Genomic DNA, 25,996 nt, shown 5'->3' on the forward strand with positions numbered 1-25,996 from the left:
GATGGAGGCCTAGAGCCTCTGCAGCGATAGGGCTTGAACAATCGTGCCGAGAACAGTTATCAGAGGTCGGGGTAGCGCGAGCGTATCAGGACGCGCTTCAATTCTCTCGGGCAGGCCCAGCGCGTTCTCTCGATTAATGATCAGGTTGCAAGTTTCTTTCCGCATCCTGCCAACACAAATGCTGCCGGTCCATCGCATGATCCTTGTTCGCGAGTTCCGTCTCTGAGCAGAGGTTTCTGGCTTCGAGGCAGCCTCCGACATACCCGTTCAGGAAGAGTCGGCTCTAACTCAATCCGTTAAGGTGACGATGTCGTGCCGCTGGTCTGCTCGCTCTATTCTCAGCGGCAACGTCCTCCTGCCATGGTGGAAGCGTGAACTGGAGCCTGGCGCCGCGAGGCTCGTTCGGGCTCGCCCACAGGCGCCCGCCATGCGCCTCGATGATCGAGCGGCAGATCGACAGCCCCATGCCCATGCCGCTGGCCTTGGTCGTGTAAAACGCCTCGAACACCTGCTCGATCCCCTGCGCGTCCAGCCCCGGGCCGGTATCCCGCACGCTGACAAGCACATCGCCCGCCCCGTCCTGCTCCGTCCGGATCACCACCTCCCGCGCCCCCTCGTGCACCCCGCTCAGCGCCTCGATCGCGTTCACGATCAGGTTGAGCATCACCTGCTGCAGCTGCACCCGGTCGCCGCAGATGAGCGGCAGGTTCTCGGCCAGCTCGGCCGTGACTGAGACGCGGCTCTTCATCGCCTCGGTGCGGGTCAGCTCGATCACCTCCCGGATCGGGCCGTTGATCGCCAGCACATCCTGCTGGGCCGGCGCCTTCTTGATCAGAGCCCGGATCCGGTGGATGACCTCGCCGGCGCGCGCGCCGTTCTTGACGATCTGGGCCAGCAACTGGCGCACCTCGTCCAGATCCGGCGGCTGACGCCCCAGCCAGCGCAGCGCCGCCTGCGCGCTGATCACCGTGGCGGCGATCGGCTGGTTGACCTCGTGCGCAATCGAGCCGGTCAGCTGGCCCATGGTGGTGACCCGGTTGGCATGCGCCAGCTCCAGTTGCACCTCACGGTAGCGCCGCTCGCTCTCGCGCGCTTCCGCTTCCGCCCGCTTGCGCTCGCTCAGGTCGAGAATATAGGCCACCCCCTGGTCGGGCGGCTCATCGAAGCAGGCTGCCCCGATCAGCACCGGCACCCGGCTGCCGTCCCGGCGGAAGAACTCCTTCTCGCGCGCTTTCATCATGCCGGTCGTCTTCAGCTCCTCCGCCTCCTCGAGTACATGCGCCTCCTGCCATTCCGGCGGCGTCATGTCGAACCAGCGCATGCCCGCGGCCACATCCTCGCGGGTGTACTGGACCATGCGCAGGAAGGCATCGTTGGCATCGAGCAGACGCCCGTCCAGGTCCCAGATGACGATCCCGATCACGTCGGCGTCGACCAGGCGCCGGATCCTGGCCTCGCGCTCCGCCAAGTCCTTGTACAGGCGGGTATTCTCGAGCGAGACCGCCGCCTGGGAGGCGAGCAGCTTGAGCACGGGAATGCGGGCCGGGGCGAACACCCGGGGGGTCAGGTTGTTCTCGAGGTAGAGCAGCCCGATGACCTTGGCCTGGTTGAGCAGCGGCAGGCAGAGCACGGACCGGACCTGGTGCTGGCGGATGTAGGCATCGGCGGCGAACGAGGACTGCGCCGCATCGTCGAGAACGACGCTCTCGCGGGTGCGCAGGGCATAGTGCAGCACTGCCCCCGGCAGCCGGTCGGGGGACACGGGCTCGTCGCGCAGGCACACGCTGACCTGGTCGCCGCGGGTTGTGGCCTCGGCCGCCACGTGCTGCTCGGCCCCATGCGTCAGGATCAGCACGCCGCGTTCGGCGCCGGCCTGCTCGAGGGCGGTGCGCACGAGCGTCTCAAGCAGCTTGTCGAGCACGATCTCGCCCGAGACTGCCTGCGACACCTTGATCACGGTGGACAGATCCAGGTGTTCGACCGGCGCGGCGATCGTGGTTGCAGGAGCAGGCTCTTCTGCTCTCAGGTGCGGGTACATCGCCTCAAGGTGCCGCACCTTGCCCTCAGCACCCCACTGCTGGTAGCCAGAGCGAGCGTTTCGCCAGTAGAGCTGCGCGAAATTGTCGAAGCCACGCGCGGCATAGAAGCGGGAGGCGAGCTCGTGAGTAAGCGCTTCGTTGTGGATAAATCCATTCTGGCGCGCGGACCGCAGTGCCAGTTCGTAGCCGCGCATCGCGTCAGCGTCATCGCCCGAGATCCGGGCCAGCTCGGCGCCAAGAAGCGCGGCGCGGTGCTCGAAGTTATCCGGCCCAATCTCTGCCCACTTCTGAAGCTGTACGTGATGCAACCTAATGGCAGCGATGTACGCCTCGCGGTCGCTCCCCGATACCGTGTCACAACGCGCCACGTGCGCCAAGCCGCTATAGAAGTGATACTCCGCCTCCTCAATGAGAGACGACGTCGTCGACAGGAGCTGATACGCGTTGGTTGCGGCGTGTAGTGCGGTGGCGTAGTCGCCGGCCAGGTAGCGCGCCTGCAGCTTCCGGATCCAGTAGAAACACGCGGCAATTCCGAGCTCCGGATTTGTACCGAACCGCTTCTCGGTGAGATGCTCATCGTACTCGACGTCGTTGAAGCTGCCAAACGTCGGGGTTACCCCCCGGAGCGTCCGGACCAATGCGAGCTGCGTGGTAAGAAACTCGACGACGAGCGGAAACTGTGCGTTTCGTGCATATTCGAGACCCTGCTCAATCTCACGCTGCGCGTCTGGCAATGCCTCGCCGGCAAAGAGCAGATCCGAAGCGAGGATGTTGCGCGTGTACGCGCCATAGGTGAGGTCACCGACCCGATTGGCGACCTCGAACGCACGACGCACCAGATCGGACGCCGTCCGTATGTGCCTCATCCAGCCAATGACAAAGATCGAGAAGCAGAGGAATGTGCTCGCCTCGAACCTCTTCAAGCCCCGCCGCTCCACGAACTGGTAGCCGAGTTGACCAAAACGCCACCCGGCCTCGTAGTTGTTGAACCGCGGCCCGGCAATTCGCCCAAGCAAAACATAGGACAGGCACGACGCGTCGCAGACGCCGCGCTCGAGACTGAGACTGATCGCTTTGCAGATCGTCAGTGACGCGAGGTTCGGAGCTGTGAAAGCCGCGGTCGAAAAGAGCTTGCTGAGCACCTCGGCGGTCGCGAGCGATGCGGGATCCGTCATCAGAGGTAGATCGATGAGCGTTTCGATCGATCGCTCGCCAAGCGTAGTCCATATCCTCTCGTACTCCGCTTGCACCTCGCCATCCGTGGGCGCCGCCGTCCATGTAATACCGACGCCTCGAAGATAGTCGAGACAAACGTCGACTGCGCGGCTGTTCTGATCGAGAAATGTGTACACATCGAGCTGAAGGCACGCTACGCTAGCCTGCTCTACCGCCGTGGTTGCACGTTCCGACAGCGTAAGCAGATGCTGCTCGGCCGCGGGCAATTGCCCAGTGAGGAACTCGCATTCCGCTTGGTTCATTGCGAGCGCGAAGCACAGTTCGTGACGCCGTTCCCAGGCATCGCCGCCTAACAGCTGTCTGCCCGCCGCGAGATAGCTCAATGCCGACGCGTAGGCGACCGAGGACTTCGCGCGGAGCGCCGCGCGCAGGTTGTATTCTGCCAACTGCTCCCGCTCCTCACGTGCGGTCATCAACTTGGCGCCTCGGTTGAGCTGATTCACGATTTCGAAGATCGCCTCATCAAGTGTCGCTGCGGGGATCCGCGCCACGAGGAGCCTGCCGATCCGCAGATGGACCTGTGCGCGCTGTGCAGCCGGGATCAGAGAATACGCCGCTTCCTGCACGCGATCGTGGATGAAGCGGTAGCGATTGTCCTGGCGTTCGATGAGCTGCTGACGGACGGCCGACCACAAGGCCGCGTGGACCTGCTCCTCCGACATCTGCAGGACGACCGTCAGTATCGCCGCCTCGGCGACATTTCCGAGGCAGGCTAGCTGCGGCAGCGCCTGCTGTGTCTCGGCCGGCAGACGCGCCAGTTTGGCCACCATGAGATCCACGACGTTGTCGGTGTACCGCTTGGCGTGGATCAGCTCAAGGTTCCACGACCAGCGTGAGCCCGCATGGTCAAACCACAGCAGCCCCTCCTCGAAGAGCGACGAGAGAAACTGCATCACGAAAAACGGATTGCCTTCCGTTTTCTCGTATACCAGCTCCGCAAGCGGAGTGGCATGCTGCGCTTCGCAGTGCAGGGTGTGGGCGAGCAACCGCTCGATGTGCCGTCGCGCGAGCGGGGCGAGCGCGAGCTCGTGGATCCGGCCGCCGGCGCGCTTGATCGCCTCGAGCCTGCGTCGGAGCGGGTGGGCGGCATCCACTTCGTTGTCGCGGTAGGCCCCAATCAGCATCAGATTATGCAAGTCGCCCCGGGTCAGTACATCTTCGAGCAGATCGAGCGTTGCCGCATCGAGCCACTGCAGGTCGTCGAGGAACAGAGCCAGCGGATGTTCGGGCTGCGCGAATACGGCTATAAATCGGCGAAATACGAGCTGAAACCGATGCTGCGCCTGCTGCGGCTCCAGTTCCGGCACCGGCGGTTGCTCTCCGATGATCAGTCGCAGCTCCGGAATGAGATCGGTCATCAGCCGGGCGTTTGGGGCGAGCGCCTCGATCAGCGCGTCGCGCCAGGTAGCCAATTCCACGTCGCTCTTCGCCAGAAGAGGCCTGACGAGGCCTTGAAAAGCTTGGGTCAGGGTTGCATAGGGTATGTCGCGCTTGTATTGATCGAACTTCCCGGCGGCAAACATCCCCCGGGGCGGAATGAGTACCTTGTGCAGCTCATTGACGACGGACGACTTTCCGATCCCCGAGTACCCGGAGACCAGTACGAGTTCCACGGCGCCATTCGCGGCGACACGATCGAACGTGGCGATGAGCGTTTCGATTTCGTTCTCACGTCCATAGAGATGCTCGGGAATCAGCAACCGGTCCGACGCGTCCTGCGTCCCGAGCGGAAAAGGCTGCACTCGTCCCACGGCCTTCCACTCGTCCAGGCATCGGCGCAGGTCCGCGATGAGGCCCGCCGCCGTCTGGTAGCGGTCGTCCGCAGTTTTCGCCAACAGCTTCAGGACGATCGCCGACAGCTGCGCTGGTACCGCGGCGTTGCGCAGGTTGGGAGGATCCGGCTGGCGGGCGATGTGGCAGTGGATCCACTCCATGGGATCAGCGGCCACAAACGGCAGCGTACCGGTGAGCATCTCGTAGAAGATGACCCCCAAGGCGTAGAGGTCGCTCCTGGAGTCAATTGAGCGATTCATGCGCCCGGTCTGCTCGGGGGCCATGTAGGCGAGCGTGCCGGCGATGGTCTCGGGCGGCTCAGGCGTTTGGCGCTCGCGCGCCAGGCGCGAGGCGATGCCGAACCCGGTCAGGCGCACCTGCCCGTCGGGGCAGCCGACGAGGATGTGGGCGGGCTTGAGGTCCTTGTGGATGAGACCGCGCTGGTGGAGCTGGCCCAGAGCTGTCGCGATGCCGATCGCCAGCGACAGAAACTGTCCTATCTCTAAGGGGGAGCCAAGCCGCCGGGCGAGCGGCTCGCCGCCGGGATCCTCCAGCACCAGGATGGTCCGGCCCCGCTCGCGCTTCAGCGCGAGCGGACGCAGCGCCCAAGCAGCATCAAGCTCGTCCTTCAGGCTGAATGAGTGCGCCAGCCGCTCGAGACTGGCGGGCGAGGGATACTCTGTAGCCGGAACCACGACCAGAACGGCAGTCTGATCGGGATTGCTTCGTTGTCTGCAGAGTGCGCGTTCGCCGTCCTGCCACAAAACCTGGAAGGTTTCAGTTCCCTCACCCTTGACCTGAAGGGATGGGTCCATCTGGGGCTCCGCTGGCAAGCTGGGGGGCAGTCAGTCTCGTCTCGTAGTGGCTACGACCAGCTTAATCTCACGGTTTTGCCATTGCCAAGGGGGAGATGGTATCAGCCTTGGGAGGAGAGCCACAGTTCTTCAACCTGCGGACGGGACCTATCAGCCCCGGGCGGCTTGTATGGTTTGTTCGACGGAACGGAGCGCGAGCGTCCCAGCTGGTTGTCCTCGTTGCCACCAATGGCGTGCAGGAGCGGTGGCCGGTCGGCGCCGTGGCAGGCTCGAAGCGATGAATAAACGAAAGCTCGGTATGGTTATGGCATTTCAATCTAGGCTTTTTCAGCCGTCGTAAGGCGGAATGGAAAGGGTCCCATTCATCCGAACCGGTTCGGGTGCCGGTGGGACTAGGCGACCTTCGGCAGCAATGCCTTGATGTTAGCTCGGCCCAATTCGAGGAAGCGGGGCAGTTTCAGGGTTTGGCCAAGGCTCCCGGCCGGCTCGTTGACCGCGAAGCCCGGATCACCCGTGGCGATCTCCAACAGGATCCCGTTTAGATCGCGAAGGAAGAGCCCAGAAGTACTTGCGCTCCTACTGCTCCGTGGCGCGGATGCTGTGGTTTACAGGGAGCTGCAGGAACCGAGTCCTTGGGTAGAGGTGCCTCGATCGTCGCTGGTGGTCACAAATCCCAGTAGCTCCTCCTGACCTACGCCGCGAATTACCAGCAGCATGCCATCCCGCCGCACTCGAATGTTAAGGCGAGGATGAGGTCCTTGCGCTGGGTTCTGGCAAATCCGGACCTTCAGCGCTGGCATCGCAGCGACCAAGATGAAGCGTGCAATCAGCGTTATACCGGCCGGATCATATTCCTGAGCGTCTTGTATTGCGCCCCACATGGTGGTGACCAGCCTACGAAGTGCCGCTGCAGCGACGATGTCCCGGAGACGTGGAGCATGCAAATCCTGCATCCATTTCGCGAGATTGTCCTCAGGCGATCGCGATCAAACTCAGGACCAATGGCTCATCCGGTATCGCCTATGACAGCGTCCGTGATGCGAAGGGCGAATGCATCGCCATCTTCCGCCCGAAGGTGTTGTTCAACTGCCGTCAAGAGCGCCAACTCACCTAGGTTTGGGATGGCGCTGTAATCTCCACGATCTATGAGAAGAGAGATTTGACCCTCTGGCTCCTCCTCTCCTGAGCTCATAGCTCAAGTTTCCACACCAAAGCCCTTTCGATCCCTCCCCTTCGGTCTTGATGCGGGAGATAAATCCGCTGGTCCCTGCATGTACGATTACCAGTCGAAATCCGACATCGCACCTATCGCGGTTGAGGTGCGGCAGCTGCCGGCGGCAGTTCTCCCATCGCTTTCGGCAATGGTAATCGCCACAGATTCAAAGAAGTCTCCTGTCTCGTACGCCGTGCTCGTGCGCGTCGCCTGCTGGGTCAGACGATGCGATCCAGTACTTGTCTAGTGTCTGACCCTATCGCATGTGCCTGAAGTAGCCCGAGGTATCCGCGATGACCTCGCACTCCACATCGAGCGGGCAAGGACTTCCACCAGCCCAGCAGCGCCGGAGGCCTCTGCAAGAAAGAAGTGGCTTGCCTCGTCGACCTGATCCGCCGCCATACCCCTGAACGACCGCCTGCATGAGACCCGACTGCGCCTGACCCGCTGGGGACTAGGAAACCTCCCGTGTACTCCGACTTACCCCTACGCAAAATGGCGTAATCCCCGCTATGTACACATCGAATAGGCTCGAAATCTGCGGCATCGACGGCAACGGGATTGGGGACTTCACCACCAAAGTCAGAAACTCCCATACTTTCGCCAAGATGAATCTGCGCTTTGATCCCCGTAGCGCGCGGGACTGTCCGATGGTTGACGGCCTCGGGCATGGACTACGCCGGCACCTGTGAGCCGCAGGACATTGAACTGTCCATAGGTATCGTCGAGCTCAAGCGGAATCGGACCCCATCCTTGGGCCGAGGCGCTACCGATCTCAGCCAGTTCAAACTCTATCCCTTTCGGGAGGTCAATTCGCACTCGGTGTTCCTCGCCGGTGGCAGGGCTGATGATCGGTCGTCCGCTCGCTACGAGCCGTCCCACGATAGAAACACTGGCCCTTCGCCGATCGATGTCAGCCTCGAACGCAATCGGTGCGAATATCGGCTCATGCACCGTGCTCGCCATGGCGTGGAAGACCCACCAATGGGTCTTCGCTTCCTGGGTCTCTCCACCGTGAATAATCGTGGCCAGAGCCTGACGCTGACGCTCGTCCGCGCGTTCGTCGATGACGGCCTGCATTGTGCCACCACCCTCGAAGATGGCTCCTGGCCATGCATAGAACAGAGCCACGTGCAGGTTACCCAACGGCACGTCACCAAAATGGCCTCTGTCAATTCGGACCACCTCGAAACCGCGGCAGTTTCCGTGTGATGGTCTTCGCTCGAATTGGCAGGGGCAGCCATAATCACAGTTGCAGCTGCCAAATGAGATTCCTTCCACGTACCAGTCAATCATGGTGATCCTTCCCACCGAAATGCGGTGCGTCCTGTGAATGCGATGCGGTCAGAGCGCTCCAGCCAGCACTACGATGCCGGCGCCGACCATCGTTGCCGCACTCGCCCGGATCAGACATGTGCCGTGCGGGGTGATCTTTTCCAGTAGGACATAGAGGGCAATACCCCCTATCCAAAACGGGTTCATAATGCCCCCGACAAACAGCAGTCCCATCAGGAACCAGCAGCACCCGACGCAAAAGCCGCCATGCAGTAGGCCCATGCGGAAGCCGCCTACGGCTCCGGGGCGCCAATGTTCAGCGATGAAGCCGATGGGCGAACGGCAGCGCGTGAGGCAGATACCCTTGATGGGCGAAAACTGATAGAGACCAGCGGCGATGAGGATGGCGGCAGCAAGGACGGGACCCGCCGCCATCGTCATGGGGGAGATGAAGCCGGATACTTCTAGGCCCCATTGGACAAGGGTAGCACAGAGACTGAACGATCCCCACACCGCGAGATATCCGGCCGTCAGAGCGCTTGCCATGAGAGAAGGTGACCCACCCCGATCCTTGCGAAGGTGGAGAGATGTGGCGAGCAGGACCAATGGCATGGCACTGGGCAGCATCATTGCAGCCATCATAATCCACCACATCAGAAAGATCAGAGCCGCATGGGACGGCGACCACGGGGCAACGCGCATTGTGATTGAACCAATCATATCTCCCATTTCACCGTCGGAGCTTATTATTGTACTCGCGCCGATCAGCGTCCACGCCCATGCTGAGATTGTAATGAACGCGAGGCCAGAGATCACCAGCACTTGATCGCGCTGCAACACCGCAAGGTTGAAAAGATCGAGCGCCCAGTGCATGTCGACATCATGTCTGGCGTTAGCCACGTGATGGACCTTACTTGGTTCTGCCATCCTGGTCCCCATCAGAGGAGGCACCCCGGTCGGGAATTGGAGCGGTGGCGACCCCAGCGCCCTTTATGGAGCTCGCAGCTCGAGCCAACAACACCGTTTTGTCCCTGGATCAGGACAGAGGCACAACGATTTGTGACAAAATCGGGTGAAACATTGATAGCAGTTTAGAGGATTGGAATCGTCGCTCGAAAGGACGTCGCGGAACTGTACGTTGCCGGGCTAGTTCCAGAACGACAGCCCGAGGAATCTTTTCTGAATGATAATGAGTTCGCTCTCCGATGCACCTGGAGCATCCATGAACAAATCGTAATGCTCGAATCAACCGACCGTTCACCTGCCTAGGTGTCTCCCCTCGCGGGGGCTCACAGAAAAACGAGGACTGTTCTACGACTTACTCCACAGTTGGTCTTGCTGCTACCGTCTCGGCAATTGTCTGTTTGGCGGCGACAGCTGCGTTAGCAGGACCTCTTCCGGTTGGTACTACCTTTCACAAAAGCGAGATCGTTCAGACTCAGTTTCGGGACCATGGTCGCCGTTTTGGTCCACCTCGGCGAATTTGTAAGACGGAGGTTGTCCGGCGCTGGGTACGAGGCCGCCCAATTCTAGAGCGCGTCCAGCGCTGCCGTACCGTACAGTAGTAGCATCCAACGCAAAGGGTTCCCAGGAGCCCTTTTGCATACCGATTTCTCAAGATGCCTAGTTGATTGACGAGGATGTTTGTCTGCTGGTACTTCAGTTGCGATCACGCCAAGGCAGCCTATCATCACCTCGTTGAGGACCGGAAGAATTCCCGTTTCAACCAAATCGCCTTCTACGGTCGAGAGACCTACATGGTCGTTAGCGGAAGAATGCTCAAATTGTTCTCAGCTCTCCCCAAGATCAAAGCTGACGATCCGCTGCACACAACCATCGACACTGTAGGCGCCCCGTGTAAGCCCAAGACAGTCTGGGTGGCATGCCGCAGTCTGGAGCCGGACAATATCAAGCGATACAGATTAGAACTGGTGGCATTTGCCGCCCAATGCCTGATCATTGCTGCCCAACCGCAGCAACTCATGGCACGCTTTGCCTGCATTCTGTAGCGAATGCCAAAGATCGGCAGGTCAGGATTAAGGGATCAACCGGTCAGCTCTGAACTCTGCAAAGGGGTCAAAGAAGGCGTCATCGGTCGGCTGGTAGGCGGTAAAGCCCAGACGACGGCTCTTCGACATGTCGGTCACGACCTCGATCGGCCTTCCGAGATCCGCATCCGTGTGCCAAGGCGATGCAAGACGGCCGAGGTCTGGCTCAAACAAGCCCTCGCGCTCGGCAATCTCACGCCAAATAGGGGCGTCCTCCTCCATCTGCTCTTCCAGGGGCAGGACGGACCCGTCAAACGGGGCGGGGTCAAGGTCCAACCATTCGGCAAGGCGTGCCCACATCCAGTTCCAGCGAAAGACATCACCGTTGACCACGTTGAATGCCTGATTAATGGCGGCAGGGGTCGTCGCTGCCCAGAGAAGATGTCTGGCGAGCAGCCGGGCATCGGTCACGTCGGTCAACCCATTCCATTGTGCCGCCGAGCCTGGAAAGCGGAAGGGACGTCCCGTCTCGCGGCAGAGTGTGGCATAGACGGCCAGGGTCGTTCCCATGTTCATGGCGTTGCCCACGGCCTTGCCGATGACCGTATGCGGGCGATGGATGCTCCAGGTGAAACCGTCGCGCTGGGCTGCCGTGAATACCTCGTCCTCCTGCGCATAGTAGAAGTTCTCGACGTCGAGCCGGCCTTGATCTTCGCGGAACGGTGTCTGCGGGAGCGTGCCCTTGCCATAGGCCTCAAAGGGGCCAAGGTAGTGCTTGAGACCCGTGACCAGTGCGACGTGTCGGACCGAGCCGGCCGGCCGCAGCCCATTCAGGAGATTGCGCACCATGGCGGCATTGACGCGGATGTTCTCTGCTTCCGTCGCCTGGCGTGACCAGGTGGTGATGAACACGGCCTCCGGCTTGACCTCGGCAAGAGCCAATGCGAGTGCGGCCGCGTCGTGGAGATCGACCGCGATCGGCGTCACGCCCGTCTGCGCTGGCAGTCTTCGGGCCACACCGAGAACCTCCCAGCCCTCAGCGGCCAGCAGCGCTGCCGTTGCGCTCCCGACGACACCGCTCACTCCTGCCACCAACGCCGTCTTAGCCATTGCAGCCTCCTGGTTCGGAGATAGTAGCTAGGCATCGTAGCCGTCGGTCGCTAGAGGAGACCGTCCGGTACCTTGTTGGCTACCCTGTCGTCATTGCTGCCGGGTGCCGCTTCGACCAAGCCAGGTGAGGTCGTGCAGGAGAACAACCTGTCAGATCTCTCAGGCTGACATGATGCTCCTCGACCACATCTCTCTCGTGACGACAGCCGGTAGAACTCGATTCGATGAAGTCGGAGAAATGTCGGTCGCCCACTTCCGATGCTTCGGATCAACCTCTACTCGTGCAACACCTAGTCACAGTACCGTCCTTTGTCGGATTTTCATTGAACCTCGGCGCGGCACTGTGCCGGCAAAACGCAGAAGGTCGTAGGGAAATGAAAAAGCTTGGAGTTGCTCTTTTGACGGCTGCCGCGCTCAGTGTAGCGGCAGCATCAAGTGCTGAAGCTCGCGGCTTCGGCGGTTTCCACGGTGGTGGGTTCCACGGCGGTGGCTTTGGCGGTTTCCATGGTGGTTATGGCGGCTTCCGCGGTGGCTATGGCGGCTTCCGCGGTGGCTATGGCGGCTTCCATCCGAGCGGCTTTGGTGGCCTCCGCGGTGGTTACGGCGGCTATGGCGGCTTCCACCGAGGGTTCGGCTACTATCGAGGGTACGGCTTTCACCGGGGATTTGATGGCTTCGGGGCCGGCCTGTTCGCCGGTAACCTATTCGGTGTATACGGCTACCCGTATGATTACGGCTATCGGGCTGATTACGGGTACCCAGCGTACGACTATTATCCCTATCGCTATCCGGACTACGGCTACTACCGTTACCCCGCCTACAGCTACTTCCCCTACAGCTATCCGGCACAAAGGGTTGTCATCGTTCGGCGACCTCGCCATACCGTCCATATGCACAGAAGGCATCGGATAGCCACCACTTCGCCGCACCAGCTTCGGGGCGTGCATGCGCGCTTCGCGCCGTCGCAGCGGGTTGGCGAGGCGCGTGCTCAATGACGCGGCTCGGCTAAGCTAGTTGACACGAACTAGGACTGCAAAGATCAGATCTCAGCCGGCTCTCACTTGCTTTGATAAAGTTGTCATGGCCAGTGCTGGTGGAGCCGGCGTAGCGAGGCGACTACTCGCATTGGAACCTTAGAAGGATCGCCGCGAATGAGGTCTCAAATCGAGCCAGCCGCGGCATGATCGTACCCGGTGGCCGAGGAGCAAACGACAAGAGGTCCATGAGCATCGCATTCATCCGTTCCAGAGGGGCGGAGCCGCCGATCAGGATCCCGGCAATCGGGCTCGATCTCCACGTCCGCATGCCCCGCTCGGCGGCCGGTGACGCCTTCACCATCATCGAGACGACCAATGCGCCCGGAGCTGGCCCGCCGCGGCATCGGGACGCGAAGCGGAGATCTTCCGCGTCCTCGAAGGGCGCTACCGCTACGAGGTCGAGGGCCGCCGCTTCTATGCCGAGGAAGGCGATGTGGTGAGCATCCCGGGCGGCGCCGAGCATGGCTTTGTCAACGTGACCGATAAGCCTGCCCGCCAATACATCCTGATCACGCCGGCCCTGGATGCTGCTGCCTTCATCACCGAGCTTGCCGGCGTCATGAAGGAGGGTGTGCCGGACCGCTTGGTCCTCGACGCCTTCGGCGCCCGGTGGCAGGTGGAGTTCCCCGGACCGCCGGTGAGCCGCACCGAAACCCCGACGGGCTGAGGCGCAGCACGCCATCGGCAACAGAACCTGCACTGCCCCAGAACGGCTCCTGGCCGACCAACCGAGACCGCAATAACAGATGCAATGCACCATTTGCCTGAAGGATCCCTGCCTCTCCATGGCCAGAAACCACACCGGATGCCCCATTGGTGCTGGGTGGATCCCGTCACAGGAGCGCTCCTGGTTCTCGCGAAGCTGGCTGGGTGGGTGAACGTCGAAAGCTGGCCCATCCTGATCAGGGCGGTCATACTGCTGGCCGGCGCGGCTTTCGCGGCGGTTGATCACGCGGAGATCCTCGCTGTCCAGACCGGCGAACCGTTCGGATCGATCCTCCTCACCCTTGCGATCACAACCCTGGAAGTTGGGCCAAACATCTCCGTGATGGTGGCGGGGGAGCCGAGGCCAGTGACCGCGACCATGCAGTCTACCCAGTCCAAATATGACCCTCGCTCGGGGCGGGATTACCTCACTACCCGCGCCGCCGACTCCCTGAAGACAAATGCCGACTAGGTGTGGGTTCTGATCAGGTTGTTCCGGCGAGGGTGTGAGCCGGTGTTCGTCGGCCGAGGCTACCATGCGGGCGCTGCTGATTGTACCAGGTCAGCCACCGCGGCAGGTCGGCGGCTCTCGCATGGGATGAGCTGAACGGGATCGCATAGGCCCATTCCCGCAGCAGCGTCTGGATGAAGCGCTCGGCCGTGCCATTGGTCTTGGACGTGTAGGGCCTCGTGCGGACGTGCCGGATCCCGAGCAGCCGCAGCGCCTCGCGGAACAGCCGTGCGACGTACCCTGACCCGTTGTCTGTCATCACCCGCTCGGCCCGGATGCCACGCGCTCTGAACCGGCGTAGCGCCCGTACCAGGAAGGCCGTGGTGGAGCGGCGGGTCTCATCCGGCAGCACCTCGACGCAGGCGAGCCGGGTGGCGTCATCGATGGCCACATGAAAGCAGTCGTACCCAGCACTGGGGTTGCGCCGATCACCCGTGATGCGATGACCCACCCGCTCGAAGCAGGCCAACTTCTTGATGTCCAGGTGGATCAACTCGCCGGGGTGCTGGCGCTGGTAGCGCCGCGGCGGCTCCTTTGGCTCCGGGGCTGTCAGGCGACCCAAGCCACGCCGGATGAGCCAGGCTGGGACAGTGGAGCGGACCAGCTTCAGCTTGCCGGCGATCTCGTCGGCCGTCAGCCGGTACTCCCGCCGGAGGTGCTCGATTACGCCAATCCAGTACGCGGCCGTGCGATTGGCCACCGTCGTGGGACGGAAGGAGCGCTTCTCCAGTCCGCTTGGACCTTCAGCCTTGAAGCGGGCCAGCCACTTGCGCGCTCCGCTCGCTGATGCCGAAGCCTCGGGTCACCTCTCGGATTGCCTAGCCGTCTTCGAGGATACGGCGGATCATTTCCGCTCGACCCAAGCGGGTCGTACGGGCATTCTGATGCGGGTTGTTTATCTCTCAGGTCCATCAGGGGTTCGTGTCGCAACGACCACCTTCAGGCCCTCAGACGGGATGAACAACCTCCTCAGAGCTCACACCAAGCGGCCCATTCGCTGAAATAACTTTGTGTCCAGCAAGATCTCGCAGACCAGGGGCTCCTGGATAAGCATGAGGAAATTCGACCCCCATTAACATACGTGACGTCTAAGCCTCACGCGGGAGCTGCCGAAACTCTAATCCTGAACGGTGATAGGCTTCGCGCGCCGAGCGTTTGCAAGGCTTATCGCCCATATTATGAGGAAAAGCACAATCACCAGCATGCCAAGCACTTCGAAGTTGTCACCAAGTCCGTAAACAGTGTCCCAGAATGGCCCGTGAACCGACAGTTTGTCACCAATGATGCTCACCACTTGTATCGTAGCGATGAACACAGCCAATACTACAGAAACCGACGTCACAACCAAGTTGTAACGGATTTTCCGCGTAGGATCGATAAACGCCCAGTCGTACACTTTCAACATAAGGAGACCCTCAGTTGCGTCGACAAGCGACATGCCTGCGGCGAACAGGATAGGAAAGATTACTATCAAGCTTGGCTGCAGTCCCTGTGCAGCATGGGTTGCGGAAATACCGAAGATTGCAATCTCAGTTGCGGTATCGAAGCTCAGGGCAAACAGAAAGCCCACAGGCATCATATGCCAGCTCTTATTCACGAATCGAAACAACGGTCGAAACATGCGCGAGAACAAACCGCCCCCAATCAACAGTGCTTCCAGTTGCTCCCGCGAGCCTCCGTGACCTGATTTCATGCGACGGTACGCTTTGAGGGTGGAAGCTAGGATTGCGGCATTCAAAACGGCGATCCCAGCGAGGAACGTGATAGTCACAGACGTGCTAACGGCCTCTCCGAGAGAGCGGTAACTGTCGAAGATCTCCAGGGTGGCCGCGGCATATGCCGCTAAGATTGAGACAACCACGATGAGAGCCGAATGCCCTACAGCAAAGAAGAAGCCAGTTGCCACTGGACGTTGCCCATTCTGAACCAGTTGGCGAGTTGCATTGTCAATTGCGGCGATGTGATCGGCATCGACTGCGTGCCGGAGGCCGAGCATATACACGACAGAGGCGACACCCAGAAGCGAGGGATTATCCCAGAAGACAACAAGTGCCCAGAGCCAGGCCCCAACATTCAGTACTGCCAGAGTGAGATAGAGAGCAGCAACTCTAAACCGTTGAGCTGCGTACATGGACTGTATACCTCCTTTGATGCCCTTCTGATCTAAGGTCATGGACAACCTCGGTTGTTGCTGTGCGCTAGTCATATTCACGAACTCCGGCTTGTGCTGTGAGATGATCCAATTACCCTGCTATGCTCCTCACCTGTTTGTGCGCTTGACTCCGCCGATACACCTAGGACAGAGGACGCTAATACTGGATCGATGCTCGCCCGCACTGGACTACCAAAATTTCGGTAGAGAGTGTTGATGGTAAGTTGCGCTAGGGCACCTCCGGCCAACTGAGACACGATGTAGATGACCGCGCCAACTACCGATTGTTCAGTAATACGACTTGCACCGAGGAGCGCAAAGGATAGTGCCGGGTTAGCTAACGAGGAGGGAGCTGCAGAGATGCACGCCATTAGCCAGCCTGCTGCTACGACCGGTACAACCTCAATCCGAGAGGCGCGAACGCAACAAAGTACGACGGCTACGAGTCCAGCGCTCACTATGAATTCGCTCGCGGCACTGCGAAGGACGTCTGCTGCTTCGGACGAATCCGTAGATTGGATCCCAAAAAGCAAACGTGCGAGTTGTATTCCCAATGCTGCCCCAAGCACCTGAGCTAGAACATAGCTCATGGTACTTGGTCCATCTCGCTCACCTGAAAGCCATTGAAGTAGAGTGAATACGGGGTTGAAATGACCTCCCGACAGAGGCCCAAAGGCCAGTATGAGACTGCCAAGCGCCCCAGGTATTGCTAACGCGCCCGAGACGTGCCCCGGCTGACTCCATAAGGAAGAGGAGAACACCGATCCGGCAACCACGATGGAAAGTAGCATCGTCCCGAGCGCTTCGGCGGTTGCACGTTTGACGAGCGGGACACTGCTATTGCGCTCGTAGTAGCATATGCCGCTGTGATCGCCCGCTCTCATGTGCTCACGATCCCATTCTCCGTTCAACTTCGGACAGCGTTGCGGCCCAATTCTGCTCCACCGCTTCCATTTTTCGGGCGAGTTCCTCGGGCGTTAATATTCCCTTTTCAAACAAAATATTGGCGAACGCGGCAATCCACCGCTCATAATAGCTAAGGTGGGCGATAACCTCACTTCCAAGAGCTTCAACCCCACGACGCTTCTCCTCTGTGTTGATGATCTTGTGATAGTCTAAGACGTCGGCAAGCGCGTGGCAGCGCTTCTCCCACGGTTCGAGTTCATGCTCAACTCTGCTGATCTGATCTGCGGGAAGACCACCGATGTCATTGGGGAGACGTGTTAACAGGTGTTCAGATCCTGACATAATTAAACTCCCCCGTCGCTATTGAGAGCGGGCACAACACCAATCATTGAATCTCGCGTGACGAGAGCTGCCAGTTGCTCCTCATTTAGGTGTTCTGTGGACTCTGGACGCATTGGAAGGACAAGATAGCGAACCATTGCTGTCGAGTCGCTGACGCGGACCTCGACGTCATCTGGAACATGCGTTCCAAACTCTGCGAGAACGGCACGTGGCTCGTAAACTGCACGCGCTCGGTACGGCTTTAGCTTGTACCAGTCAGGTGGGAGGCCTAGCACAGGTCGCGGGTAGCAGGAGCAAAGGGTACAAACAACGAGGTTGTGCACCCTCGGGGTGTTCTCAAGAACAACCAGCTGCGTATCGTCGTAGAAACTAATGTCCAGTTCCTCACAGGCCGCGCGGCCGTTCTCCAGAAGACGTTGGCGAAATTCGGGATCAATCCACGCGCGTGCCACTACCTTTGCTCCAAGCGCAGGAGTTCTTGAGTCGAGTACTTCAATTTGGCGCCTGATCTCTCCCGGCTTGATCAAGCCTTTTTCGATGAGGAGTTCTTGAACAGCGGCCTCCATCACGTCGAAATAGCTAGGAGCGCTGGTATTGGAGATCTCGCTGTGTGAATGGTGATGGTGTTCAGAATGAGCCACGTCTTACTCTCCCGCGAGCCAGGTTTCGAAGATGTCGATCTGAAGTCTGTCAGATGAGGATCCATTGTAGCTCGACCAAATCGAAGCCATTGGAACGGCGATTCGATAGTAATAGCCCTTCCATCCAGCATTTTTGCCGTAACCTTCCTCTTCATTGTCAATCGCTCTGGGCCGGACAACCGACAGCACGGTAGCCCGCTGTCCGCGTAAGTACGATGGAACACGATAATGGCCGATGGGTGAACGGGTGAGGATTCTCACTTGGTCTCCAGGTCCAAAGGCTGGAATTTCACCGAGTGCTGCGACGGGCTGCTCGGACTTTGACAGATCGTTCTGGGACAGTTCATTCATCACTTAACGCTCCTTTCAGCCTGATGGTCTCACACTTGCGAGATACTGTCCTAGGCGTGATACGTTCGCTGTATTCTGTGCTTATGTCATGATCAGTGAGGGCACGCAGAGATGTCAGCTGTGAGCGATCGTTACCTTCCGGTTGGCATTCATTTACCAAACCAAGTCGCAGCCGTCTCTAGAGTTCTAATTCGCGGTTGGATGTGCAGCAATTATACAGCGGTATATAAAGATCTGGCGCCCCGGCGATGGCCCCCGGGGAGGCGAAGTTGGGAGCAAAGGGATACGGTTCGTTGCTACCCTTCGAGATCGAAGCTGCATTTATGATCTGCAGCCTGAAGCGAGTCAGCCTGAGCGCAAATGATGAGACCGTGAATCTGCTCATGAGAGCACGAGGCTGGGAGCTGTGCTGACCTGCCGCAATCATTCGCGAGCTTTCAGAAAGCCCAGGTTCGCGAAACGGCTAAAGCGCACATTCCATGATGATGGTCTGCTCGTCCCCGCAATAGCTGTCACGAATTGCCTTGGAGATCAACCTGGCATAGAGGTTCCTAGCGATAACGCATAATGGGACTACCAGCCTCGTCCTCGCTCTTTCGCTGGCTGGACGCTCGATCTCCCCCATCAGTGCTGCGTCGATCCGTTTTTGCTTGCGGGCAGGCGCCCCGGACACATCTCGTACGTCCTGACCGTTCCAGGCAGTTCGCCCGACAACCCGAAATCTCTGCTCGTCGCTGCTGCAAAGCCTTCGGAGCCAACTAGAATAGCACCCCTACTGGTTTTGTGCCGCCCCTGACGACTACATCCACAATACGTAGGATGCGCACCCACACAGGCCTCGCTGTTCGACGCCCATGGGCGAGCCTACGTCACCTCAGATCGATGTTTCATACCGTCGACTATTAGCTGGCTCGCGGACAAAGGCATGCCCCCCTCAAGCTCTCATAACTCCTCGCCGCCACTGCACTCGACATATAGGTCGAGTTACGTCGGGCGAGCTCCAGGCGGTCCGCGGTGCCCAGGGTGACTTTGTCCGCAGATGGATCATTCAAACATTTTCGGAAGGGCTTTGTATTGGGCGTTTCCGTCGACCCCCTAAAAGGACCGGCCCTCCGACGTGAGACCGTAAAGATGCTGAACGTCGAGCTGACACAAATGTTATGTTAGAGTGTGCAGAATTGTGCTGAGCGTTGTGAACACAGTTAGACAGGGCTTTCGAGAAGATCCACAGACTCTCTTTCGGCACACCGGGTCTTCGTTGTAGACTTTCTGGGCCGATCATTAAAAATCGTCGATGGAGCGATTATGTATCCCAACGAGATTCGGGCGTTCTTGAAAGACCTAGCGGAGCCCCAGCTGCATACTGATGGCGTGATGCTTGCTAGTGTCGACGCAAGACTGGTTTGCATGTTAGCCCCCTCACTTTTGCCGCCGTCTTGGGCGGCCTCTTTTTGAGGGAAATCCTACGGCAACAACGAAGCTTTGGTACGAGTCTCGGTGCATTAGGAGGCCATGAATAATGTGCTAGCATCGATCGCGACGTTGTCGACAGATCCAGGGTCATAACGCTCCTCAAGCTCGAGGTTCCGTATTACACTCCTGGCGGAGATCAGACTATGCACGCTTCTAGCGCTAGAAGCCTAACCGGTATCGCTATCGCCGGTATTATTTCCGGGGCGGTGGTGGCAACCGCCATCGGTCATGAGCATAGGCTGTCAGCGGACAGCCATGGGCATTCATCACAGCGCACAGCCAAGCGGACAATCTCACCTGATGAAGAGGCCTTCATCACGCAGAGCAATGCTGCCATGAGCAAGATGATGGCTGAGATGGCGGCTGGTCCATCTGGTGACATCGATCGGGATTTCGTTGCGATGATGATCCCGCATCATCAAGGCGCCATCGACATGGCGGCGGCCGTACTCCGCTTTGGCCGCAACGAGCAGATCCGACGTCTCGCGCAGGAGATTATCGTCACGCAGCAGCAGGAGATCGCCGCCATGCGGCTTGCGATCGGCGATCCGCCTCACTCCGTGGGCGGATCCCCAGCGGAGCCGGCATCACCTTAGCTCCCGTGCCAGTACAGGAAGGGACGAGACCCATGAAGCGACAGGTTGTGACACTTGCAGTCATGGCGATGGTTGCCAGCTCCACCGCCATAGGGGTTCAGGCCGGACAGGCTCCCGGGGCAGCAGCCGATCCGGACGTGAGGATCAGCCATCGGGACCGGGTTTATGCGGCCGAACAGTTCTCAAACACAGTGTCCGTCACAGATCCTACTGACAACAGGTTGCTTGGCGTCATCCGATTGGGCGAACCCCAGCCGGCCAACTTCAGCCCGCTCTATCGGGGCCAGGTTCTTGTCCACGGGATGGGCTTCTCTCCTGACCACAAGACCCTTGCGGTCGTGTCCATCGGGTCGAACTCCGTTACTTTCATCGACACCGCCACGAATGCGGTCAAGCATACGACCTACGTCGGGCGTTCGCCTCACGAGGCCTTCTTCACGCCCGATGGAAAAGAGGTCTGGGTCACTGTGCGTGGTGAAGACTATGTGGCTGTTCTCGACGGCGCGACCTTTGAGGAAAAGAGCCGGATCCAGGTGCCAGGTGGACCAGGCATGCAGATCTTCTCACCGGATGGGACCTATGGCTACGTCTGCTCCTCCTTCAACCCCGAAACGGTTGTGATCTCCGTTGCCGATCACCGGATTGTCGGGCGAGTGAAACAGGAATCTCCGTTCTGCCCGAACATTGCCGCGACACCGGATGGCCGGCAGGTCTGGTTCACCTTGAAGGATGTCGGCCGTACCATGGTGTTCGAGGCCCAGCCTCCGTTCTCCGTTCTGAAGACTCTCGACACCGGGCCCATCACCAACCATGTCAATTTTGCGTGGACGCCTCAGGGCTCCTTTGCCTATGTGACCGTCGGTGGGTTGAACGAGGTGAAGGTCTTTCGGACCGACGACTTCTCGCCCGTCGGGACGATCCCGACCGGAAACCTCCCGCATGGGGTGTGGCCGTCAGGCGACGGCAGCCGGATCTATGTCGGTCTTGAGAATAGCGACGCCCTTGCTGTGATCGACACCGCGACAAACCAAGTGGTTGCGACCATTCCGATCGGACAGGCCCCCCAGGCCCTTGTTTACGTGCCGAACGCTGTTCCCGACGGGGATGGGACGAGTGGTCTGCAACCGCTCGGCGTGGCCGGGCAAGCCACCCACATCGTGCTCGCCCCTGTCAGGGGCGGCACCGCACCGACAAGCGTATCACTGTTCGACCAGGGGCTGACCCAGATCCTCCAAGCCTCCGTTGCCGGACTGGAGCCCAGGAAGCCTTACGTTCTGGCGCTGGCAAGTCATCCGGATGGCACAGGCGTCGTTGAACCCCTGTCAGCCTTTATGACCAATCCAGCCGGCTCTGCCATTGTCAATGCAACCGGTCCAATCCGCCAAATCGTCCAGGGAAGGGAGCCTGCCCAACGCCGCTATCTGATGGTCGTACCGGGGACAGCGACTGACATGGGCCCCCCCGTTCAGGTTCAGGTTGAATGAACACTGTCATATGTCAGCCTGGGTTAGAGGCTGGCAAATAGTTACCCTATTTTTCGGGTGAGGTGTCGCAGCAGCATCCGGCTAAGGTGGAACAAAGAAGCATCTCGCAATTTTCAATCAGGCATTCGTAGCATTGGCAAACCACCGGTTAGCGCATCGTGCGGAAAAGTGGACCCGGCTTTCCGCGCCGAACGATGCACCGCTTAAAGGATTGAGCATCGGGTCCGATCCCAAAAGTGGACGCAACCTCCGGCGTCTTCGGGATAACTCCAGATTACTGAGGTGCAGAACGCGTTGGGTCCGGATTCTCGTCCGATGCTCTAGCGGTCAACGAACTGATGGTCCACTCAGCGCTCCAGCGGCGAGCGATCGCCTGGAAGCCAGTTCGCGTTGGCTCCGTGTCAGCCCACGTCGGAGCGACCCTGACCTATCATTGCTGCGGGATGGATTATACCAATCCACTGAACTGATAATTCGACTTTGCGGTGGGGTGCCTGACGTGACTCTTGTCCGCACATCTGGTAGCCGCGGGTTAATCGAAAATTCTGGGTGAGACGCCGATTAGGCGACAGAGCAGAAGCCGACGATGACTCAATACGCCGGTCTGGATATATCACAAGGGGATACCACGAACTTCAGCGCCGATAAGCACGGCTGCCTGTTGCGCGGCACGGTAGCGACTGATCCTCTCATGTAGACGATAGTTCAACGCCAAACGAGGACGTGTGGACAGATTTGATCAGGATGATGGTCAGAGAAGCACCTAACGTAGCGTGATTGGGAACGCTTGAGGTTTCGACGCTCGTCATCGAAATCAGTGGGAAGGGTGTTCGTCTCGTGGCTGGTAGATGACGCACATTGAGGACTCCGATAGGAAGATTCCGACTTCTGATGTGCCACCAAAGATGTGTATGTGGGGAACGGAGTATCGCGAATAGCGACCCCGAAACTGCCCCTTGCACGCGATCCCTGAGAGACTTTCAGGACATCTGGAAGGGTCTTGGTTACCAGACAACTCGTCTCATGGAGTTCGGGATTACATCAGCGGTCGTAGGCGCAACCTTCGTACCGACGCACTAAGCCATTGTACCGATGCCGTTGCCCAGAGTATAATGGATTGCTCGTGCCGGCTGATGTACTCTAATCTTAATAAAGCATACAGTGAGCCCATTGCATCGGAAGTTCAGTAAGTGTGTCAAAATGTATGTTTCAGATTTTAGATAAAGGATGAGACCATAGGGGTTGTTGTAATCATCACCAAGACAAGCAAGTGACACATGGCACTCGTAACGGGCACCGCGAATTTCCAGTCCGAAATGCGGCACCTATCTTCACTTTTTCTCATTTCACTGCCTGCTCTCCAGGCTGAAATGAAACGTCTTTGCATCCTGGCTCAGTGTTGGGATTAAGTCCACCGGACCATAAGCATCAGCAATGCGGTCCGGCCATTATGGCCCGGTGGCGCACTATAAAGATCGCCGAGGGTACCAAGGTCGCTGCTAAACTTCAGCAGCAGAGCTTCGTTATCCAGTCCGCCACCGTCTGGAGCCACACGGGACGTGCTTCAAATATGACACACATCTGACTGGGCCTCTAACCATATCCATGAAGGATCTCGCTTGTCTCGCCGATCAGTGGATTGGCTCTGGCCACAATACTGACGGTGACATACTTGGCCGCCCTGCTCAGTCTACGACAAACGGGATCAGTGTCGGACTGCCGAGCGCTGCGGTTCCGATCACGAACATGCGGCTGTAGAGGAGTGAGCGCGCCATGGATAACTCCTGCGGCTGTGAGCCTGCAACCGGCAAGGCCGGCCTGAACCGACGCCACATCGCCGCCGTCGCCGCTGGGGTCCTCGGCAGCGTCATCGGACCGAGTGTCGGCCTTGCGGCCTCGCGCTCGGATCTGCGTCATGTGCCCCAGCGTGAAACGGAGCGCACTCCGGTTTCTCCGGAGGCGGCTTCGGCCGCTGAGATTGCAGGCATGTCAGGTGTGCGCCTGTGGGCTGACAACCCGGACACCTTCCTCCCGCTCGTACAGAATCTGTGGGCACAGCGTGATGTCTCATGGCTTTCGCTTTCGGGTGGTGGTGACGACGGAGCATATGGTGCAGGCGTGCTGGCCGGCTGGACGGCCTCTGGAGGCCGGCCTGAGTTCGCCGTCGTGACCGGTGTCAGCACGGGCGCGCTCATCGCTCCTTTTGCGTTCTTGGGACCGCGCTACGATGAAGTACTCAAACGGGTCTACACGACGATCAGCGCCGCCGATGTATTCGAGTTTGGAGGAAGTGCCGAGAGTCTACTCTCTAGCTGGCCGCTAAGCGACACGATCGCCCGCTGGATCACGCCTGGGCTCCTTCTCGAAGTGGCGGCGGAACATCGGCGTGGCCGCCGACTCTTCGCTCTGACCACGAATGTCGATGCTCAGCGACCCGTGTTATGGAACATGGGCGCGATTGCGGCCCATGGCGGGCCTGAAGCGGTAACGTTGTTCTGCAAGGTACTGCTCGCCTCAGCCAGCATTCCGGGTCTCTTCCAGCCTGTCATGATTGATGTCGTGGGCGACAACCGACACTTCCAGGAGATGCATGTGGACGGCAGCGCGAGCGCATACCTTTTTGTGGCGCCCCAGCCAATGCTGCTGGACAATCAGGCCATCGAACGCCTACCAGTCGACCACCTGTACCTGGTGGTCAACAACACGCTCCGACCCAACTTTGCGCTCACTGAGCGCATCACCTCGGCGGTACTCGGGCGCGCCATGTCAGTGGGCACCAAGGCTTTCGCGGCTCTCGAACTCGCGGTGATCTTTCAGATCAGCCGAAGCCAAGGCATCGATTTCAACCTGACATTTGTGGCCGATGACTTCAACAGGCCGAGTTCGGGACCATTTGACCCAACTTACATGGCAGCGCTCTTCGAGCACGGCTACACTCGGGCGGCTTCGAAGGAAGCGTTCGCAAAGGCGTTCGCACCTGCTCCCGAGGCGGTAGATCGGGATTTCACAGGAAGGAAACGTTTAGAGTTTCGGTAGCATTGGGACCAGCGCAAGATCGGCTCCTGAGCGAGCACCGTTATTATCAACAAAAAACAGCAACTTTCGAGAGAAGCTTGATTCCACCGGTCTCCGTTCGGCGCAGCTCGCGTCCAAGCGCGGAGCAGAATATGGCCAGGAGCCGCGCGGTGAGCGGTATTCGCGCTCACAAGGTCTCGGTGATTTAGCGTTCCTTGCCCGTGCGCTGTGACGCCCCGCCTGTGTCAACCCGTTTCGGCCAGCGGAAGCCAACCTCGTTGACGTAGAGATTTGCCAGATACAGGCTGATGGGGTGGAACACGCCCAGGACGGTGAGGCGAATGCGATAGTTGAGGCCCTTCGTCGAGTTAATGTGCATCCGGGCAGCGGGCAAAATGGCGCGCTTTGTGGGAGGTGGTCTCGTCGACCGCACAGGCACTGCCCAGAGATACGAAGAATTTTTTCATCGCTCCTCAGATAATCACTGGGATCTGTCACTTCCGTGAGAGCCCGATCGGTTTGGAACTCAGACTGATCCTCAAACACCGCGGCCCGATCCTCACCATACGATGCACCGATGCTCACAAATGGCGGCCCCGGCACGGCTATCAGCGCCGACATTGTATGGCTCTTCGGCCAGCCTTTGCGTAAACGGCCTAGTGGAGAAAAATTCATCTCCCGCCGCGACTTGCCGCCGATCCAGAGCCTGTAGGTCTCAGACATGCCATCCAAGGCCTGCTCGCGTCCGATCACCGAACGCAGTGGATGCCCTATGCGCCGACGCATCGGCCAGCTGACGCCGAGTGCTTCGGCCAACCGCAGGGAGGAAATACCTTTAGCCGACTGTGATATCAGCCAGAGACCGGATAGTCAGACCCAAAATAGGCCCTTCGTCGCGTGCAAAATATGTAGGTTGTAACGGTGAACTGACAGCGGGACGTGCGGCCATTGCCTTGGTCTGCACACGCTTGGCAGCAGCAGTTCCCCTCTTGGGTGCAGGACGGAAGGCGGAATAGGACATGGACTTCTCCACTCGCTTCCGGGTCCTCCTGTGTTGCGCAGTACTGTTATTCTTGTTCCTACTAATTGTCATTTCTCTCCTGTTAAGGCCAGGAGCCGGCCGTACCAGGGAGCACTTGTCCTTACCCATGAATAATGACAGCGTGGCCGTTCAGTTCGCACTTACCAGCGGTCGAAAATCGGGAGGCTCGTCGCGGATCAACCCCAGAAGAGCACCACGCTTCTCTCAATGTCCGCTCCGCTCTCCCAACCAGATTGACAAATTGGAACCGTTAGGGCCTGACCCAAACCAAAGCATTGTTGGAGCTGCAGTT

The 25,996-nt window shown here is 59.3% G+C and carries 18 protein-coding genes and 1 pseudogene; 8 read left to right on the plus strand and 11 right to left on the minus strand.

Annotated features, from left to right (window positions below; translation table 11 throughout):
* Positions 1-283 precede the first annotated feature (283 nt).
* Positions 284-5,863 (minus strand): ATP-binding sensor histidine kinase, encoded by a 5,580-nt coding sequence (locus tag HPT29_RS25605; RefSeq protein WP_259061015.1) that lies wholly within the window; start codon positions 5,861-5,863, stop codon positions 284-286.
* A gap of 931 nt (positions 5,864-6,794) precedes the next feature.
* Here HPT29_RS25605 and HPT29_RS25610 point away from each other — a divergent pair.
* Positions 6,795-6,977 carry an RES family NAD+ phosphorylase gene (locus tag HPT29_RS25610; RefSeq protein WP_259061016.1) on the plus strand — a complete coding sequence of 61 codons (183 nt, stop codon included), beginning with the start codon at positions 6,795-6,797 and terminating at the stop codon, positions 6,975-6,977.
* Positions 6,978-7,658: 681 nt separating this feature from the next.
* Here HPT29_RS25610 and HPT29_RS25615 read toward each other — a convergent pair.
* Positions 7,659-8,372: a DUF1326 domain-containing protein gene (locus tag HPT29_RS25615; RefSeq protein ID WP_210271960.1), complete on the minus strand. Its 714-nt coding sequence runs from the start codon at positions 8,370-8,372 to the stop codon at positions 7,659-7,661.
* 48 nt (positions 8,373-8,420) lie between these two features.
* Positions 8,421-9,224 (minus strand): DUF2182 domain-containing protein, encoded by an 804-nt coding sequence (locus HPT29_RS25620; RefSeq protein ID WP_173945897.1) that lies wholly within the window; start codon positions 9,222-9,224, stop codon positions 8,421-8,423.
* 758 nt (positions 9,225-9,982) lie between these two features.
* Between HPT29_RS25620 and HPT29_RS25625 the strand changes: the two genes are divergently transcribed.
* The gene (locus HPT29_RS25625; protein ID WP_173945898.1) at positions 9,983-10,360 is read left to right on the plus strand and encodes a hypothetical protein; all 378 of its coding nucleotides are present in this window, start codon (positions 9,983-9,985) and stop codon (positions 10,358-10,360) included.
* Positions 10,361-10,387: 27 nt separating this feature from the next.
* Here the strand turns inward: HPT29_RS25625 and HPT29_RS25630 are convergent, their stop codons facing one another.
* The gene (locus HPT29_RS25630) at positions 10,388-11,449 is read right to left on the minus strand and encodes an SDR family oxidoreductase (protein WP_173945899.1); all 1,062 of its coding nucleotides are present in this window, start codon (positions 11,447-11,449) and stop codon (positions 10,388-10,390) included.
* A gap of 374 nt (positions 11,450-11,823) precedes the next feature.
* On the opposite strand from HPT29_RS25630, the gene HPT29_RS25635 reads away from it, so the two are divergent.
* From HPT29_RS25635 to HPT29_RS25645, 3 genes are all read left to right on the plus strand, one after another.
* Positions 11,824-12,444: a hypothetical protein gene (locus tag HPT29_RS25635; protein WP_210271962.1), complete on the plus strand. Its 621-nt coding sequence runs from the start codon at positions 11,824-11,826 to the stop codon at positions 12,442-12,444.
* A 403-nt stretch (positions 12,445-12,847) separates the two neighbouring features.
* Positions 12,848-13,153 carry a cupin domain-containing protein gene (locus HPT29_RS25640; RefSeq protein ID WP_259061069.1) on the plus strand — a complete coding sequence of 102 codons (306 nt, stop codon included), beginning with the start codon at positions 12,848-12,850 and terminating at the stop codon, positions 13,151-13,153.
* A gap of 138 nt (positions 13,154-13,291) precedes the next feature.
* Positions 13,292-13,663 (plus strand): calcium:cation antiporter, encoded by a 372-nt coding sequence (locus tag HPT29_RS25645; protein ID WP_173945900.1) that lies wholly within the window; start codon positions 13,292-13,294, stop codon positions 13,661-13,663.
* Positions 13,664-13,676: 13 nt separating this feature from the next.
* Here HPT29_RS25645 and HPT29_RS25650 read toward each other — a convergent pair.
* The 6 genes and pseudogenes from HPT29_RS25650 to HPT29_RS25670 all read right to left on the minus strand — a co-directional run bounded on the left by HPT29_RS25650 (position 13,677) and on the right by HPT29_RS25670 (position 18,094).
* A pseudogene (locus HPT29_RS25650) lies at positions 13,677-14,550 on the minus strand (IS481 family transposase).
* 269 nt (positions 14,551-14,819) lie between these two features.
* Positions 14,820-15,833 (minus strand): HoxN/HupN/NixA family nickel/cobalt transporter, encoded by a 1,014-nt coding sequence (locus tag HPT29_RS25655; RefSeq protein ID WP_173945901.1) that lies wholly within the window; start codon positions 15,831-15,833, stop codon positions 14,820-14,822.
* Between the two features lie 77 nt (positions 15,834-15,910).
* Positions 15,911-16,738: an aquaporin gene (locus HPT29_RS28975; RefSeq protein ID WP_173945902.1), complete on the minus strand. Its 828-nt coding sequence runs from the start codon at positions 16,736-16,738 to the stop codon at positions 15,911-15,913.
* Positions 16,739-16,742: 4 nt separating this feature from the next.
* Positions 16,743-17,102, minus strand: a complete 360-nt coding sequence (locus tag HPT29_RS25660) for an SH3-like domain-containing protein (RefSeq protein ID WP_173945903.1) — start codon at positions 17,100-17,102, stop codon at positions 16,743-16,745.
* Positions 17,103-17,104: 2 nt separating this feature from the next.
* Entirely contained in the window at positions 17,105-17,743 is a 639-nt protein-coding gene (gene nthA / locus HPT29_RS25665) for a nitrile hydratase subunit alpha (RefSeq protein WP_259061021.1), read from the minus strand.
* Between the two features lie 3 nt (positions 17,744-17,746).
* Positions 17,747-18,094: an SH3-like domain-containing protein gene (locus tag HPT29_RS25670; protein WP_173945904.1), complete on the minus strand. Its 348-nt coding sequence runs from the start codon at positions 18,092-18,094 to the stop codon at positions 17,747-17,749.
* A gap of 1,616 nt (positions 18,095-19,710) precedes the next feature.
* Here HPT29_RS25670 and HPT29_RS25675 point away from each other — a divergent pair.
* From HPT29_RS25675 to HPT29_RS25685, 3 genes are all read left to right on the plus strand, one after another.
* The gene (locus tag HPT29_RS25675; protein ID WP_173945905.1) at positions 19,711-20,163 is read left to right on the plus strand and encodes a DUF305 domain-containing protein; all 453 of its coding nucleotides are present in this window, start codon (positions 19,711-19,713) and stop codon (positions 20,161-20,163) included.
* A 32-nt stretch (positions 20,164-20,195) separates the two neighbouring features.
* The gene (locus tag HPT29_RS25680; RefSeq protein WP_173945906.1) at positions 20,196-21,647 is read left to right on the plus strand and encodes a YncE family protein; all 1,452 of its coding nucleotides are present in this window, start codon (positions 20,196-20,198) and stop codon (positions 21,645-21,647) included.
* Between the two features lie 1,773 nt (positions 21,648-23,420).
* Positions 23,421-24,683, plus strand: a complete 1,263-nt coding sequence (locus HPT29_RS25685; RefSeq protein WP_173945907.1) for a patatin-like phospholipase family protein — start codon at positions 23,421-23,423, stop codon at positions 24,681-24,683.
* Between the two features lie 184 nt (positions 24,684-24,867).
* Here the strand turns inward: HPT29_RS25685 and HPT29_RS25690 are convergent, their stop codons facing one another.
* The gene (locus HPT29_RS25690; protein ID WP_259061024.1) at positions 24,868-25,041 is read right to left on the minus strand and encodes a hypothetical protein; all 174 of its coding nucleotides are present in this window, start codon (positions 25,039-25,041) and stop codon (positions 24,868-24,870) included.
* Positions 25,042-25,996: the final 955 nt, after the last annotated feature.

The organism is Microvirga terrae, assembly GCF_013307435.2.
Classification (GTDB): domain Bacteria; phylum Pseudomonadota; class Alphaproteobacteria; order Rhizobiales; family Beijerinckiaceae; genus Microvirga; species Microvirga terrae.